General features: G+C 72.4%; 15 protein-coding genes. 10 read left to right on the top strand and 5 right to left on the bottom strand.

The features are described from left to right. Positions 1-60: 60 nt before the first annotated feature. The gene (locus JOD51_RS08620) at positions 61-414 is read left to right on the top strand and encodes a PRC-barrel domain-containing protein (protein WP_204607880.1); all 354 of its coding nucleotides are present in this window, start codon (positions 61-63) and stop codon (positions 412-414) included. Positions 415-544: 130 nt separating this feature from the next. Continuing rightward, on the top strand, positions 545-1,600 hold the full coding sequence (locus tag JOD51_RS08615; protein ID WP_204607879.1) for an SGNH/GDSL hydrolase family protein: 1,056 nt from the start codon (positions 545-547) through the stop codon (positions 1,598-1,600). Positions 1,601-1,619: 19 nt separating this feature from the next. Here the strand turns inward: JOD51_RS08615 and JOD51_RS08610 are convergent, their stop codons facing one another. Beyond that, entirely contained in the window at positions 1,620-2,456 is an 837-nt protein-coding gene (locus JOD51_RS08610; protein ID WP_204607878.1) for an alpha/beta fold hydrolase, read from the bottom strand. Positions 2,457-2,479: 23 nt separating this feature from the next. Here JOD51_RS08610 and JOD51_RS08605 point away from each other — a divergent pair, with 23 nt between their 5' ends. Beyond that, positions 2,480-2,938: an NUDIX hydrolase gene (locus tag JOD51_RS08605; RefSeq protein ID WP_204607877.1), complete on the top strand. Its 459-nt coding sequence runs from the start codon at positions 2,480-2,482 to the stop codon at positions 2,936-2,938. Between the two features lie 72 nt (positions 2,939-3,010). Here JOD51_RS08605 and JOD51_RS08600 read toward each other — a convergent pair whose 3' ends face one another. Further along, positions 3,011-4,402 carry an MFS transporter gene (locus JOD51_RS08600; RefSeq protein ID WP_204607876.1) on the bottom strand — a complete coding sequence of 464 codons (1,392 nt, stop codon included), beginning with the start codon at positions 4,400-4,402 and terminating at the stop codon, positions 3,011-3,013. 251 nt (positions 4,403-4,653) lie between these two features. Further along, positions 4,654-5,613, bottom strand: coding sequence for a hypothetical protein (locus tag JOD51_RS08595; protein ID WP_204607875.1), 960 nt, complete (start codon positions 5,611-5,613; stop codon positions 4,654-4,656). Between the two features lie 86 nt (positions 5,614-5,699). On the opposite strand from JOD51_RS08595, the gene JOD51_RS08590 reads away from it, so the two are divergent. Next, entirely contained in the window at positions 5,700-5,960 is a 261-nt protein-coding gene (locus tag JOD51_RS08590) for a hypothetical protein (RefSeq protein WP_204607874.1), read from the top strand. Between the two features lie 30 nt (positions 5,961-5,990). Here JOD51_RS08590 and JOD51_RS08585 read toward each other — a convergent pair whose 3' ends face one another. Next, positions 5,991-6,734 (bottom strand): YidC/Oxa1 family membrane protein insertase, encoded by a 744-nt coding sequence (locus JOD51_RS08585; RefSeq protein ID WP_204607873.1) that lies wholly within the window; start codon positions 6,732-6,734, stop codon positions 5,991-5,993. A 56-nt stretch (positions 6,735-6,790) separates the two neighbouring features. Continuing rightward, positions 6,791-7,108: a DUF6412 domain-containing protein gene (locus JOD51_RS08580; RefSeq protein ID WP_204607872.1), complete on the bottom strand. Its 318-nt coding sequence runs from the start codon at positions 7,106-7,108 to the stop codon at positions 6,791-6,793. 67 nt (positions 7,109-7,175) lie between these two features. Between JOD51_RS08580 and ybaK the strand changes: the two genes are divergently transcribed. The 6 genes from ybaK (at position 7,176) to JOD51_RS08550 (ending at position 14,722) form a co-directional block, all read left to right on the top strand. Further along, entirely contained in the window at positions 7,176-7,661 is a 486-nt protein-coding gene (gene ybaK, locus JOD51_RS08575; protein ID WP_204607871.1) for a Cys-tRNA(Pro) deacylase, read from the top strand. Positions 7,662-7,757: 96 nt separating this feature from the next. Next, positions 7,758-10,346, top strand: a complete 2,589-nt coding sequence (locus JOD51_RS08570) for an ATP-dependent Clp protease ATP-binding subunit (protein WP_204607870.1) — start codon at positions 7,758-7,760, stop codon at positions 10,344-10,346. 789 nt (positions 10,347-11,135) lie between these two features. After that, positions 11,136-11,381: a hypothetical protein gene (locus tag JOD51_RS08565; RefSeq protein WP_204607869.1), complete on the top strand. Its 246-nt coding sequence runs from the start codon at positions 11,136-11,138 to the stop codon at positions 11,379-11,381. A 136-nt stretch (positions 11,382-11,517) separates the two neighbouring features. Next, positions 11,518-12,060 carry an adenine phosphoribosyltransferase gene (locus JOD51_RS08560; RefSeq protein ID WP_204607868.1) on the top strand — a complete coding sequence of 181 codons (543 nt, stop codon included), beginning with the start codon at positions 11,518-11,520 and terminating at the stop codon, positions 12,058-12,060. A 95-nt stretch (positions 12,061-12,155) separates the two neighbouring features. Continuing rightward, the gene (thrS, locus tag JOD51_RS08555) at positions 12,156-14,144 is read left to right on the top strand and encodes a threonine--tRNA ligase (protein WP_204611020.1); all 1,989 of its coding nucleotides are present in this window, start codon (positions 12,156-12,158) and stop codon (positions 14,142-14,144) included. Beyond that, positions 14,144-14,722 carry an HIT family protein gene (locus tag JOD51_RS08550; RefSeq protein WP_204607867.1) on the top strand — a complete coding sequence of 193 codons (579 nt, stop codon included), beginning with the start codon at positions 14,144-14,146 and terminating at the stop codon, positions 14,720-14,722. Before thrS ends, JOD51_RS08550 begins: the two co-directional genes overlap by 1 nt. Position 14,723 lies beyond the last annotated feature (1 nt).

The raw sequence follows: 14,723 nt of genomic DNA, 5'->3' as shown, positions 1-14,723 counted from the left end.
GCACGAGTGGGTAGCGTCGTCCCGACGGCACGGACGGTCCGGCCGTCGGAGGGAGCCGCCGTGTTCGAAGCAGCCAACATCCGGGACTGGATCGGCCTGCCGGTCGTCGACGCCAACGAGGACAAGATCGGCAACCTCGAGAGCATCTACTACGACACCGCGACGCAGCAGCCGGCGTTCGGGTCCGTGACCACGGGTGTCGTCGGCAAGAAGCTCGTGTTCGTGCCGCTCGTCGGCTCGACCGTGGCGCCGAAGCACCTGCTCGTGGCGTTCGACAAGAAGACCGTCAAGGACGCGCCCTCGATCGCGACCGACGGCGAGCTCGACGCGGCCACCGAGCCGGAGCTCTTCCAGCACTACGGCCTCGACTACCAGGCGGGCTCCGGCGGCGAGCGCCGTCTCGGTCGTCGCTGAACCGGTCGGAGGACGGGTCGAGCGGGACCGGCTAGCCTGGTCCGCTCGACCCTGACCTCGGTACCCCGACCCGACCATCCCGGAGCCCACCCTGCGCCGTCCTTCCCGCGCTCGCCAGCGCGCCAGCCGCGTGCTGCACACGATCGTGGCGACCGTCGTGGTCGTCGGCGTCGCCCTGGTCGGCGGTCCGGGCGGGACGCCGTTCGCGCCGCAGGCCGCGGTCGCTGCGCCGCAGTGGCCGGTGCCGCAGCCCTTCCCGGCCACGGACGACCCGCCCGAGCGCCTCGCAGACCTGCCGCCCGGCAGCGAGTACGTGGCCCTCGGTGACTCGTACTCGGCCGGGTACGGCCTGGCGAACCCGACGGGCCTGCCCGTCGCCGCGTGTGCGCAGTCCGGCCGGGACTACCCGCACCGGATCGCCGCACGCTTCGGACTGGACCTGCAGGACGTCACCTGTGCCGGCGCGACCAGCGAGGACGTCCGCGACCGTACGCAGTGGCGGGGCGCTCCGCCGCAGATCGAGGCGCTCTCGGACCGTACCCGCCTCGTGACGCTCACCATCGGTGGCAACGACGCCGACCTGTTCGGCACCGCCGCCTCGTGCATGGCGCTGTCGTCGTCCGGACCGGTGTTCTCCGGCAAGAACGCGCCGTCGTGCCGGAGCACGCTCGACGTCGACGGGGTCGACACGCTCGGGGCGAAGATCGAGAGCCGGGTCGCACTCGGCATCGCGGACACCCTGGCGGACATCCGGCAGGCGGCACCGAACGCGACCGTCCTGCTGCTCGGGTACCCGGCGATCTTCCCCGACGCCGCGCACACGCCCGACCGCGGGTGCTTCCGTCCCGCCGTCGACCTCGGCACCCTCACCGGACAGTTCCCCTCGGACACCTACCCGTTCACGGACACCGACGTCCGCTGGCTGCACGGCATCCAGGAGCAGCTCGACGAGGTCGCACAGGACGCCGCCCGAGCCGCCGGGGTCCGGTTCGTCGACGTCTTCGCGACGACGCAGGCCCACTCGGCGTGCGCCCGGTCCGGCGCCTACGTGTCCGGGGTGTCCCTCGACTCGTTCGGCGGGTTCAGCAGCATCGACCTCGAACCGGGCGCGCTGCACCCGAACCCGGCGGGGGTCCGGTACCTGACCAGGCAGTTGGACGCGGAGCTCCGGGACCTGCTCGGCTGATCCCGGCTCGCGGGTCGACTCAGCCGCGCAGGACCGCCGCCAACCGGTCCAGCACCGACGGCACCGTCGACAGCACCGCGATGTGCCCGTCGTCCGGCCGCTCCTCGTAGGTCGCGCGCGGCATCGCCTCGGCCAGCGCCCGGCCGTGCGCCACCGGGACGACCCGGTCGCGGGTGCCGTGCACCAGGAACGTCGGGACCCGCACCGCGGACAGCGCGAATCCCCAGTCCGTCACGAACGCCACGTCGTCGTCCGCTGCGCCCTGGAGGCCCGGCCCACCCGCCGCCGCCGCGTCCTGACCCAGGGCGGCCCAGTCCCCGTCCAGTGCGGCCCAGTCCGTGTCGACGAACTGGGCCGGGTCGAAGTCCGCCGTCGCTGCCCAGGTGAGACGTGCCTCCCGTCCGACGGTCGCCGCGCGGAGGCCGCCGTCGTCCGCCATGCCGTCCCACCAGGCCGGCGTGTCGACGAAGGGTGCAGGGGAGGCGAGGGTCGCGAGCGCGGCGACCCGGTCGGGCAGCAACGCCGCAGCGGCGAGGGCGTGCGGGCCGCCGCCGGAGCCGCCGAACACGGCGACGCGGCCGATGCCGAGCGCGTCGAGCACCTGGTCGAGGTCCTGTGCGCCGTCCGCGACCGAGCGTCCCGGCAGCGGGTCGGCACCGCCGTAGCCGGGTCGGGTCACGGCGAGCAGGCGCAGGCCGCGGTCGGCGGCCATCGTGCGGAGTGGCTCGACGAGGACGCCGGTGTGCGGCGACTCGTGGTGCCAGACGAGTGTCGGTCGGTCCTCGGCGTCAGCACCGCCGGCTGTGGTGTCGTCGACCAGGACGACGCGGCCGTCGCGGAGCTCGATGGTCTGCATGCGCCGGAGGGTAGTCTCCGGCCGTGCCCCCTCGTTCGTCCGGTCTCCTGCTGCACCGCGGCACCGGACCGTCGCTCGAGGTCCTCATCGTCCACATGGGCGGACCGTTCTGGCGGCACCGACCGCGTGCGTGGTCGATCCCGAAGGGCGAGCTCGAGGCGGGCGAGGACCCGCTGACCACGGCGCTCCGTGAGTTCGGCGAGGAGATCGGCACCCCGGCGCCCGCGGGGACGACCGTCCTGCTCGGGGACTTCCGGCAGGCGTCCGGGAAGGTCGTTACCGTCTGGACCCTCGCCGCACCCGACTTCACGGTCGAGGCCGTCCGGAGCAACACCGTGTCGCTCGAACTGCCGCGCGGGTCGGGGCGCTTCGTCGAGGTGCCCGAGGTCGACGATGCCCGCTGGGTCCGGCTCGACGAGGCGAGAGGGCTCGTCGTCGCGGGACAGGTCGCGGCGCTCGACGCCCTGGCGGCACGGGACTGACGACGCGGCTGCCCGACTGAGTAGCCGTCCGACTGCGCATCCGTCCGACTGTGCGGTCCCGCGGCCGTCCGGCTAGCGCTCGCGGACCGTCCGCACCGAACCCGTGGCGGTCCGGATCGATCCGGTCGCAGCCCGGTGCACCGTGGCGACGGACCCGGTGATGGTCTGGATCGCCCGGCTGACGGTCGGGATCGAGCTCGTGACGACGGCGAGCGAGGAGGTGAAGACCTCGATCGACGACGTGCTGAGGTGCGGCTGCGCGGTGGCGTGCACCGGGAACCCGCGCTTGGCGAACGCGACGACGGACAGCCCGGCGACCAGGACGAGTGCGCCGGCGAACGGCAGCGTCTGCAGTCCCGACAGCCCGAGGACCTGGCCGCCGATCGCTGCTCCGCCCGCGATCCCGATGTTCGACGCCCCGTTTACCAGGGCGCCCGCGATCTCCGGGCTGACGCCACCGGTGCGGATCGCCGCGGCCATGAACAGCGTGCCGGTCGTGCCGTTCGCGGCCATCCAGATGCCGGCGACGACCATGGTGCCGACGAGCGAGCCGTGGGCGAAGGGCATCGCGACGAAGGCGGCGGCCATCGCGGCGATCGCCACGAGCAGCGTCTGTCGGGGTGCCCGGTCGACGAACATCCCGGCCAGCCAGAGGCCGATCACGCCGGTGCCGCCGAGGACGAGCAGCGCGCCGGACACCATGCCGGCGTCGAGCCCGGCGTCGATGACGTAGGGGCCGATGTACGTGTACACGATGTAGTGCCCGGCGAAGAGCAGCAGGTCGGCGACGACGACCGACAGCAGGCCGGTGCGCGCCCAGGCCTTCGGCGACCCGACGTGCGGCGAGGCAGCCCCACGGACGGCGGGCAGGCAGACCGCGGCGACGACGGCGAGCAGTGCGGCGCAGGCGGCGACACCGCCGACGGCCGGACGCCACCCGACGGACTGGCCGACTCCGGTGGCGAGCGGGACGCCGATCACGAAGCCGAGCGAGCTGCCGGAGTAGACGAACGCGATCGCCCGGCCGGCGAGGCGCGGCGGCACGATCCGGGTGGCGTAGGCCGACGCGACCGAGAAGAACAGGGCGTGTGCGATGCCGCCGACGACCCGGCCGACACAGACGACGGCGAACGACGGCGCGAGTGCGACCAGCGCGTTCGACACCGTGTAGCCGACGAGGGTCGCGACGAGCACAGTCTTCCGCGGCAGCTTCGCGGTGAGGGAGGTCAGGGGGAGGGCCAGCAGCGCGACGGCTGCCGCGTACACGGTGATGACGATGCCCATGGTCGACTCGGTGACGCCGAGGTCCTGGCTCATGGTGCCGAGCAGGCCGACCGGCATGAGCTCGGTCGTGATGGCGAAGAACGTGGCGAGGCCGAGGACGGCGATCCCGATCACCGACGACGTCGTGACGGTGATCGGCGTCGTGTGCGGGTGCACGGTTCGGTTGCTGGTGGTGGACACGGCGGCTGACCTCCTCGAGGACGTACGAGGAGCGCGCGGGAACGACGAACTGTTCGACCGGTCGGAGCGCGCTCGGGTGGTGGACTAAGGATGTGGAGATGTGGTTCTGGCCACTCCACGGCGAGTGCGCTTCATCCAGTGTTGCACGACGCACGGCGATCGCGCGAGGGCTCTCGGGCCGTTCTCGCGATGCTCTCAGGAGCGCTCCAATGCCGTCGTGGCGGGGAGCGGCCCGAACGGACGACCGCGGGTCAGTACAGCGGCGGCGGCGAGCTGGTCACGGTGCCGCGGACGGCCCCGCCGACGACCCGGATCCAGAGCGTGCCGCTCAGCGAGGTCGCGGACAACGACACCACGCCGTGCAGGACGTCGTCGCGGGGGTAGCAGGCGCTCGTGCCCTGCAGCCGGTCGGCCGTCGCCACCAGGCAGAGCGTCGAGGTGTCCCGGCCGACCCCGGCCCAGACGTTCCACGGCGTCGCGGCGTCGTCGCCCGCCAGCGACCGGTTCGTGAACACGAGCCGGGTGGTGTGCAGTGACACCGGCGCGTCGATCCCGCCGGGCAGCTGGTCGGCGTAGGTCTGCGGCAGGTCGAGCATCTGTTCGAGCGTCACGGTCCCGGCAGCGGGCGTCGTCACCGCGGACGCCGGCTCGGCCGTCGTGCGGGTGCCGATCGACAGACCGACACCGGTGCCGGCCACGAGGCCGATCACGACCGCGGCGCCCCCGAGCGCCCAGAGCACGGTCCGGTCGGTGTGCCGGATGCGCCCCAGCAGCACGCGCGTCCGACCCAGCACCCGCCGGCTGCCGGCCAGGAGGCCCGCCCCACCCCCGCCGGCACCACTCGCCTCGGGCGTCTGGTCGCCGTCCTCGACGCCACCGCCCGGTACGGGGTCGGGTCGGCTGTCCGGAGCGCCGTGCACCGGCTCGGCGCGCTCCACCGGCACAGCGGGCCCTACCGGCTGCGCCGATTCCTCCGGCTGCACTGGCGCCGCGGACTCCACCTCCGGAACGGACGACGCCGCACCTGCCCGGCGCCCGCGACGCGACCCCGCGGCGGCGGTGACGGCCGTGGCGGGCCGCGTGCGGGCCTCCCGGTCGAGGTCTGCCAGCGCGATGCGAGCGCGCGCCGCCTCGGCCGGGGACGCCCCTGCGCCCCAGGCGATGCGTTCGAGACGGGCTCGTGCTGCCGCGTCGTCGTCGGTCCGGCTCATCGCGCTCCTCGTCGTCACGCCTGCCCTCATGCTGCCACCGGTGCGGCGACGGCGCGCACCCAGACCGGGGGGAGTACGCCCGAGGGATGACCGATGCGCAGAACGACCAGGCCGCCGACCCGACCGACCCCGCCGACGCCGCCGACGCGACCCCGCACGAGGTCGACGAGGAGACGCTCGAACCGCTCAGCCACGACACCCAGTCCGGCGAGGCCGACTACGTGGCGACGAGCCCGGGCGGCAGCGGCACCGAGCGGCACGTCCCGCTGCCGGAGGAGGAGCAGGGCCGCGGCACCGAGTACGACCCGGTCGACCAGGGGCCGCAGCAGGAGGGCCAGGGCGGCTAGTCCGAGGACGAGCACCCCGACCGCCCCGCGCTACCGCAGCACCCGCCGCAGCACCGCCCGTTCGCCGAGCGTCCACACCGCACTCGTCACGACGTACAGCGCCGCGGCCAGCGGTGCGATCGCGGCGAACCCGACCGAGACGAACGGCACCCACCGGGCGATGCCGCTCACAGCCGCGGCGCCGGGCAGGCTCGGGTCGGTCGGCTCCGCGGGGACCGGGTTCCAGTGCAGCTGCGCCCGCCGGGTCAGCTCGACGACGACGGCCATGGTGGCGAGCAGCAGGAGCACCAGCCAGCCGTGCACCCACAGCGGCGAGGTGACGACCACCACCGCGGACTGCGCGAGCGGTATGCCCGCCAGGGTCGCCCGCAGCAGGGTGTTGACCGTCCCGTCGATGCTCGCGTGGGTGAACAGCGTGTACAGCAGCGACACGACCGGTGCCTGCGCGAGCACCGGCAGGCACCCGGCGAGTGGCGACACCCGTTCGCTCGTGTACAGCTCCTGCAGGGACCGCTGGAACCGGGCGGTGTCCTTCCCGGCCCGCCGCCGCAGTTCGGCGATCCGGGGCGCGAGGCGGCGCCGGTCCCGCTCCGCGCGCACCTGCAGGACGGCGAGCGGGACGAGCAGCACCCGGACCGCCAGGGTCAGCAGGACCACGGCGAGCGCCGCGGCGGCCGTCCCAGCGAGCGGGGTGAGCAGGTCGGTGAGGGTGGTGACGAGTGCGGTGCCGGCGTGCAGCAGCGTGCTGAGGCCGGGCAGGGTGGTGATGTCCATGACGGAGGTCCTTCGATCGCGGGTCGGGAGCGTCTGCGGCCCGACACCGATCGGTGTCAGACCGCCGGGACGGCTCCCGGTGCCCGCGGTCGCGGGTGCCCATCGGCGTCCGGGTCGCTCCAGGCGATCCGGGTCACGAGGTCCGGTGCCGTCCGGGAGGCCCGTCCCGCGTCCGCAGCGTCGGCTCCGGTCAGCAGGGCGACGAGTCGCAGCACGAGCAGCGCGGCGGCGACGGCCCCGACCGCGGCGACGGTGATGCCGAGCGCGCCGAGCCCGAGGGCCGCGATGGTCAGCCCGGGCAGTGAGCCGAGGGCGGCCGGGTCGAGGCCGTGCAGGGCGGAGACCCCGCGGAGCAGCACCTCGATGACGGTCATGGTGCGGCTCAGCGTAGCGCCCGCGAGCCTCCCGGGGCGGGACGGTCGGCCGGGGGAGGATCGGTGCATGAGCGCAGCATCCCCGAGCACCCCGGCGACGCTCGCACTGGAGCGGGCCGGCGTGCCCTTCACCCCGCACGTGTACGAGCACCACGAGAGCGCCACGAACTTCGGCGAAGAGGCGGCTGCTGCGCTCGGACTGCGCGAGGAGCAGGTGTTCAAGACGCTGGTGGTGTCGGTGGACGGCGACCTCGCGGTTGCGATCGTGCCGGTGGCCGACCGTCTCGACCTCAAGGCGATCGCGGCCGCCGTCGGTGGCAAGAAGGCCTCGCTGGCGGATCCGACCCTGGCGGAGCGTCGCACCGGGTACGTCGTCGGCGGCATCAGCCCGGTCGGGCAGAAGACCCGGATCCGCACGGTCCTCGACGCGTCGGCCGCCGAGCACGCCACGATCTTCGTGTCGGGCGGGCGCCGCGGGTTCGACATCGAGCTGTCGCCGGCGGACCTGGCCCGGGTCACCGACGCGAGCACGGCAGCCATCACCCGGAGTTGAGTCGGCCCGCCGCAACTTCTTCCGCCGAGCGGGAATGAGGACGGCACCCCTGCGTTGCATTGAGTCGAAGGCACTCAAGTTCCTCAGGAGGTCCCTTTGCCACAGACGTTCGGCCCGACCGGCGGCAACGACTCGTTCGACGAGTTCCTCGCTCGACTGCTTGCGGCTTCACAGAACCCCGGCCAGTCCCAGCGGTCCGTGCCGTTCGGGCGACCGGTCGACATCACCCGGCTGCTCAGCCGGCGGACCCACGAACTGCTCCAGCAGACGTCCGAGTACGCCGTCGAGCAGGGGCAGCACGAGATCGACGCCCTGCACGTGCTGCACGTGCTCGTCGGCACCGAGCCCTTCGCGGCCGTCCTGCGGTCCGCGGGCGCCGACCCGGAGCGCTTCGCCGCCGAGGTCGAGCAGCGCCTGCCGATGCCCTCGGGCGACACCGTCGAGGGCCGCCCCGCGCTGACCCCGTCCGCGCAGCGCATCCTGCTCGAGGCCACCCAGGCCGCGCGCGGGTTCGGCAGCACGTACACCGACCCCGAGCACGTCTTCTTCGCGCTCGTCACGGACCAGGATACCGTCGCCGGTCAGCTGCTCGCGAGTGCCGGCGTCACCCCGCAGGTGATGCAGTCGTACGCACAGGAAGCGGCCGAGGCCGCACGGGAGGGGCGTCCCGTGCCCGGCGCGACCGACCGGCAGGAAGAGCGGTCGGAGACCCCGACGCTGGACCAGTACGGCACCGACCTCAGCGCCCGCGCCCGCGAGGGTCGCATCGACCCGGTCATCGGCCGCGCGGACGAGATCGAGCAGGCCGTCGAGATCCTGCTCCGGCGCACCAAGAACAACCCCGTCCTCATCGGCGAGCCCGGTGTCGGCAAGACCGCGATCGTCGAGGGCCTCGCCCAGCGCATCGTCGACGGTGACGTCCCCACCCTGCTGCAGGGCAAGCGGGTCGTCGCCCTCGACCTGCCCGGCATGCTCGCCGGCACCCGCTACCGCGGGGACTTCGAGGAGCGCCTGACGAACGCGATGGACGAGATCGCCGCGCACGCGGACGAGCTCATCGTCTTCGTCGACGAACTCCACACCGTCGTCGGCGCCGGTGGCGGTGGCGAGGGCGGCTCGATGGACGCGGGCAACATCCTCAAGCCGCGTCTGGCCCGCGGGGACCTGCACCTGGTCGGTGCGACGACGCTCACCGAGTACCGCCGCATCGAGAAGGACGCAGCCCTCGAGCGCCGCTTCCAGCCCGTCACGGTGGGGGAGCCCGGTGTCGAGGACGCGGTCGCCATCCTCACCGGACTGAGCCCCCGCTACGCCGAGCACCACGGCGTGACCTACGCCGACGACGCCATCCGCGCGTCCGTCGAGCTGTCGCACCGCTACGTGACCGACCGGCACCTGCCGGACAAGGCGATCGACCTGATCGACCAGGCCGGTGCCCGCCGCCGTCTCGCCCGCTCCGGTGACGTCGACGTCGAGGCGCTCCGGGCCCAGGTCGCGGAGCTGAGCGCCCGGAAGGACCACGCGGTCGCCGAGGAGCAGTACGAGGCGGCGTCGGGCCTGCGCGACGAGATCGCCGGACTGGAGGCGCGGATCACCGCCGCCTCCACCGGTGACGCCGAGCGGGCCTCCCGTCCGGCGGCCGCGGACGACGTCATCACGGAAGCGGACATCGCCGCCGTGGTGTCCCGGGCCACCGGCATCCCGGTGGCACGCCTCGGCTCCGCCGACAAGACCCGCCTGGCCGCCCTGGAACCCGAACTGCACGACCGTGTGGTCGGGCAGGACGACGCGGTGCGCGCCGTCGCGAAGGCGGTCCGCCGCAGCCGCACCGGCATGGGGGACCCGCGTCGCCCAGTCGGCAGCTTCCTGTTCCTCGGCCCGACCGGTGTCGGCAAGACCGAGCTCGCCAAGGCCCTGGCGGCGTCGCTGTTCGGTGACGAGTCGGCGATGCTGCGCTTCGACATGAGCGAGTTCGGCGAACGGCACACGGTGTCCCGGCTGGTCGGTGCCCCTCCGGGGTACGTCGGCTACGACGAGGCCGGGCAGCTCACCGAGCGCGTCCGTCGGAACCCGTACTCGGTGATCCTGCTCGACGAGGTCGAGAAGGCCCACCCCGACGTGTTCAACCTGCTGCTGCAGGTGCTCGACGACGGGCGACTCACCGACGGGCAGGGGCGCACGGTCGACTTCCGCAACACGGTCGTCATCATGACCTCGAACATCGGCTCGGAGTTCCTGGCGTCCCGGACGGGTGCGCTCGGGTTCTCGGTGTCCGCGGACGGTGGGTACGCCGAGGACGACCTGCGCAACCGGGTGATGGGCAAGCTCCGCGAGTCGATGCGGCCGGAGTTCATCAACCGCATCGACGAGATCGTGCTCTTCCGCAAGCTCGAGCGCGGGCAGCTGCGGTCCATCGTGTCGCTGCTGCTGCAGGACACGGCCTTCCGGGTCGCCGCGCAGGGCATGGTCCTGTCGGTGTCCGAGGCCGCGACGGACTGGCTCGCGCAGCACGGCTACGAGCCGGAGTACGGCGCCCGTCCGCTCCGTCGGCTGATCCAGCGCGAGGTCGACGACCGGATCGCCGAACTCGTCGTCGACGGGTCGGCGCACGAGGGTGAGACCGTCCGGATCGACGTCGCCGACGACGAGCTCGTCGCGGTGGTCGACGCACCGGTCGTGGTCTAGTCAGCTGTTCCTCGAGAAGCCCCCGGTACTGCGGTACCGGGGGCTTCTCGTGTGTTCGCGAGTGCAATCTCGGAGAAATGCGGGAAAAGGGTTGCGCGTCTGTTCTCGACCTGGATAGTGTTCTCTCGACGCGAACGGATCGCCGATCCGCCGTCGAGAACCAGCAACCCGTGCCGAAAGGGGGCCGACAATGATCACCACGCAGACGCCGTTCCGAGCAGTCCGTGGGACCGCCGGCCTCTTCGCCCGGTCGTGCTGATGAACACCCCGTCCTGAACCACGACCAGGGCTGACCGGTTCGCCTGGCGAGCCAGGCTGGCTGGTCCGACAAGCTCGTCTGGTCAGCCAGGCTCGTCTCGTCAGCCAGGCTCGTGCCCCAGTCGACGTCGTGCCGCGGGCATCCGCGTTCCGCAGCCGGTTGCCGATCTGCCGCTCGTGTCCGACCCGCCTGTCCGTTCGGATGGACCGGATCGGCGCTCATCGGTCCGGCCGGGGCTCGTCGCTGGTGCGGCTCGTCGTCCACACGGGCTGGTCGGCCGCGCTGATTCCTCGGCCGCGCTGGCTCCTCGGCCGCGCTGACCGGGCGGTTCGTCACGCGACGGTTCCGCACCTTTCATCATTTCCGTCGAATGCGCACGCATTCATTCGGGCATTCATCCGAACGCATTTCCGCCTGCGCTTCGTCGCGGATCATCCTGTCGCGCCATCGATCGATCCACGGCGTGTCCCGGGTCGATCCGTCGACCCCGATTCCCGTGTTGTACGCCATTCTCCGAACAGGAAGACACCATGTCGTCGAAGACCCTCCTCCGCCCCGTACGGCCACCGACCGGACGACCCTCCCGGGTGTCGCTGCCGGACCGGATCGCCCTCCGGATCGGACTCGCCCTGATCGTGTGGAGTCGCCGCACCCGGCGCCAGCCGCACGAGATCGACCCCGCCGCCGAGCTCCGGCGGCACCGCGAAGAGCAGGCCCGCCTCGCCCGCGAAGCCGAGTGGGTGATCCTCGGCGCCGCCATGCACATGTGGCGGTGACCGACGTGGGCCCGCGCTCGCGAGCAGCGCCGGACGGCAGGCGCGGCACCGACCGGTGTCGCGCCTCCCGTCCGGCACCACCCGCACGCCCGCCCGCGGAACGGCGGGACCCGGTCAGCCCCGTACGGTTGAGGGCATGACCGACTCCGCCGCTGCCCTCGTCGAGCGCCTCACCACGATCGTCCCCGACTTCCCGAAGCCGGGCGTGCTCTTCCGCGACGTGACGCCGGTGTTCGCCGACCCGATCGCCTTCGGACGCGTGTGCGAGGCCCTCGCCGCGCCGTTCGCCGTGGGTGCCGGGTTCGCCGCCGTCGCCGGCATCGAGGCGCGCGGGTTCGCCCTCGCCGGCGGGATCGCCGCGCAGCACCAGGTCGGCGTGCTCACCGTCCGCAAGGCCGGCAAGCTGCCGGGCGAGGTCCTCAGCGAGCAGTACGCGCTCGAGTACGGTGAGGCCGAACTCGAACTCCGCCCGGGCCAGCTCGAGCCCGGCACCCGGGTGCTCGTCGTCGACGACGTCCTGGCCACCGGCGGCACCGCGGCCGCCACCGTGACGCTGCTCGAGCGCGCCGGGTACCAGGCCATCGGCTTCGCCGCGCTGCTCGAACTCGACGGGCTGTCCGGCCGCGAACGCATCGAGCCGCGCCTGCCCGTCACCACGCTCGGCCGCGTGCCCGCCTGACCCGGCCCGCCACTACCATCGACGTACCACCAGACCGAGGGAGCCCCACCATCGTGACCGAGTCAGTCGCCGCCGAGTCCGCCGAGCCCGACGCCGTGCCTCAGGCACCCGAGCCGCGCACCGCGACGACCACCACGACGGGCACCGAGCTGTTCGACGGCGTCCGCGGCGTCGTCGCCATCCGTGTCGACGGGGTCCTGAAGGACCTCGCCGCGGACGTGCAGGCGGGCGAGACCGCCGAGCCGGTGACGCTCGACGAGCAGGACGGCCTGGACATCCTCCGCCACAGCGCGGCCCACGTGCTGGCGCAGGCCGTGCAGCAGATCAACCCGGACGCCAAGCTCGGCATCGGGCCGCCCGTCACCGACGGCTTCTACTACGACTTCGACGTCGCCGAGCCCTTCACGCCGGAGGACCTCAAGGCGATCGAGAAGGGCATGGACCGCATCGTCAAGCAGGCCCAGCGCTTCCGCCGCAGGGTCGTGACCGACGACGAGGCGCGCGAACTGATGGCGGGGGAGCCCTACAAGCAGGAGCTCATCGGCCTGAAGGGCGCCGCGTCAGAGGGCGACTCGGGTGAGAGCGTCGAGGTCGGCGCCGGTGAACTGACCGTCTACGAGAACGTCGACCCGAAGTCCGGCGACGTCCTCTGGCAGGACCTCTGCCGTGGCCCGCACGTCCCGCACACCCGCTGGATCGGCAACGCCGCCAAGCTCATGCGCGTCGCCGCGGCCTACTGGCGTGGCTCCGAGAAGAACCCGCAGCTGCAGCGCGTCTACGGCACCGCCTGGCCCGACAAGGACCAGCTCAAGGCGTACCTCGTCCGTCTCGAGGAAGCCGCCAAGCGCGACCACCGCAAGCTCGGTGCCGAGCTCGACCTGTTCTCGTTCCCGGACGAGATCGGCTCGGGCCTGGCGATCTTCCACCCCAAGGGCGGCATCATCCGCCGCGAGATGGAGGACTACTCGCGCCGTCGGCACGAGCAGGAGGGCTACTCGTTCGTCTACACGCCGCACATCACCAAGGGCGACCTGTTCGAGCAGTCCGGCCACCTCGGCTGGTACAAGGACGGCATGTTCCCGCCCATGCACATGGACGAGGCACGCGACGAGGACGGCAACATCACCCGCCAGGGCGCGGACTACTACCTCAAGCCGATGAACTGCCCGATGCACATCCTGGCGTACCGGTCGCAGGCCCGCTCCTACCGCGACCTGCCCCTGCGGATGTTCGAGTTCGGCACGGTCTACCGCAACGAGAAGTCCGGCGTCATCCACGGCCTCACCCGGGTGCGCGGCCTGACCCAGGACGACGCCCACATCTTCACCACGAAGGAGAAGATGAAGGAGGAGCTCACCACGACCCTGCAGTTCGTGCTGTCGCTGCTCCGTGACTACGGCCTCGACGACTTCTACCTCGAGCTCTCCACGAAGGACCCGGAGAAGTACGTCGGCGACGACGACGTCTGGGACGAGGCGACGAACACCCTGCGCGAGGTCGCCGAGGAGACCGGACTCGAACTCGTGCCGGACCCCGCCGGAGCGGCGTTCTACGGCCCGAAGATCTCGGTGCAGGCCCGTGACGCCATCGGCCGCACCTGGCAGATGTCGACCGTGCAGCTCGACTTCAACCTGCCGGAGCGCTTCGGTATCGAGTACGCCGCTGCCGACGGCACCCGCCAGCGCCCGGTGATGATCCACCGCGCCCTGTTCGGCTCGATCGAGCGGTTCTTCGGCGTCCTCACCGAGCACTACGCCGGTGCGTTCCCCGCGTGGCTGTCGCCCGTGCAGGTCGTCGCCATCCCGGTGGCCGAGGAGTACGGCGACTACCTCGACCAGGTCGTCGCGAAGCTCCGTGCCCAGGGCGTCCGCGCCGAGGTCGACCACTCGGACGACCGCATGCAGAAGAAGATCCGCACGCACACCAAGGCCAAGGTGCCGTTCCAGCTCATCGCGGGCGGGGACGACCGCGACGCCGGGGCCGTGAGCTTCCGCTTCCGTGACGGCCGACAGGACAACGGCGTGCCCGTGGACGAAGCGGTCGAGCGCATCACCACCGCCATCCGCGACCGCGTGCAGGTCTGATGCCCGGCCCGCTCGACGACGAGGGCGACCCGCTGGAGATCCGGGACGCCGCCACCCAGGCGGCGGTCCCGGACGCCTTCCAGCGCCTGTGGAACCCGCACCGGATGGCGTACATCGACGCCGGCCGTGCGGGGGAGGGCCGCGGCCACCGCGACGACTGCCCGTTCTGCGAGGCACCGCGGAAGTCCGACGAGGACGCCCTCATCGTCGCGCGGGGCGAGCACGCCTACGTCCTGCTCAACCTGTACCCGTACAACAACGGCCACCTGCTGGTCTGCCCCTACCGGCACGTCCCGCTCTACGACGAAGCGACGCCCGAGGAGCTGCAGGAGATCGGCGAACTCACCCAGACGGCGATGCGGGTCCTGCGGGAGGTCTCGCACTGCGACGGCTTCAACATCGGCATGAACCAGGGTGAGGTCGCCGGAGCCGGCGTCGCCGCCCACCTGCACCAGCACATCGTGCCGCGGTGGCAGTCGGACGCGAACTTCTTCCCGATCATCGCCCGGACGAAGTCGCTCTCCCAGATGCTCGGCGACACCCGTCGACTCGTCGCCGAGGGGTGGCCGTCGGACTAGA

Origin of the sequence: Curtobacterium herbarum, assembly GCF_016907335.1 — a bacterium.
GTDB lineage: Bacteria > Actinomycetota > Actinomycetes > Actinomycetales > Microbacteriaceae > Curtobacterium > Curtobacterium herbarum.
Note: the sequence above shows the minus strand (reverse complement) of the source record. Positions and strands in the feature narration are given on the sequence as shown.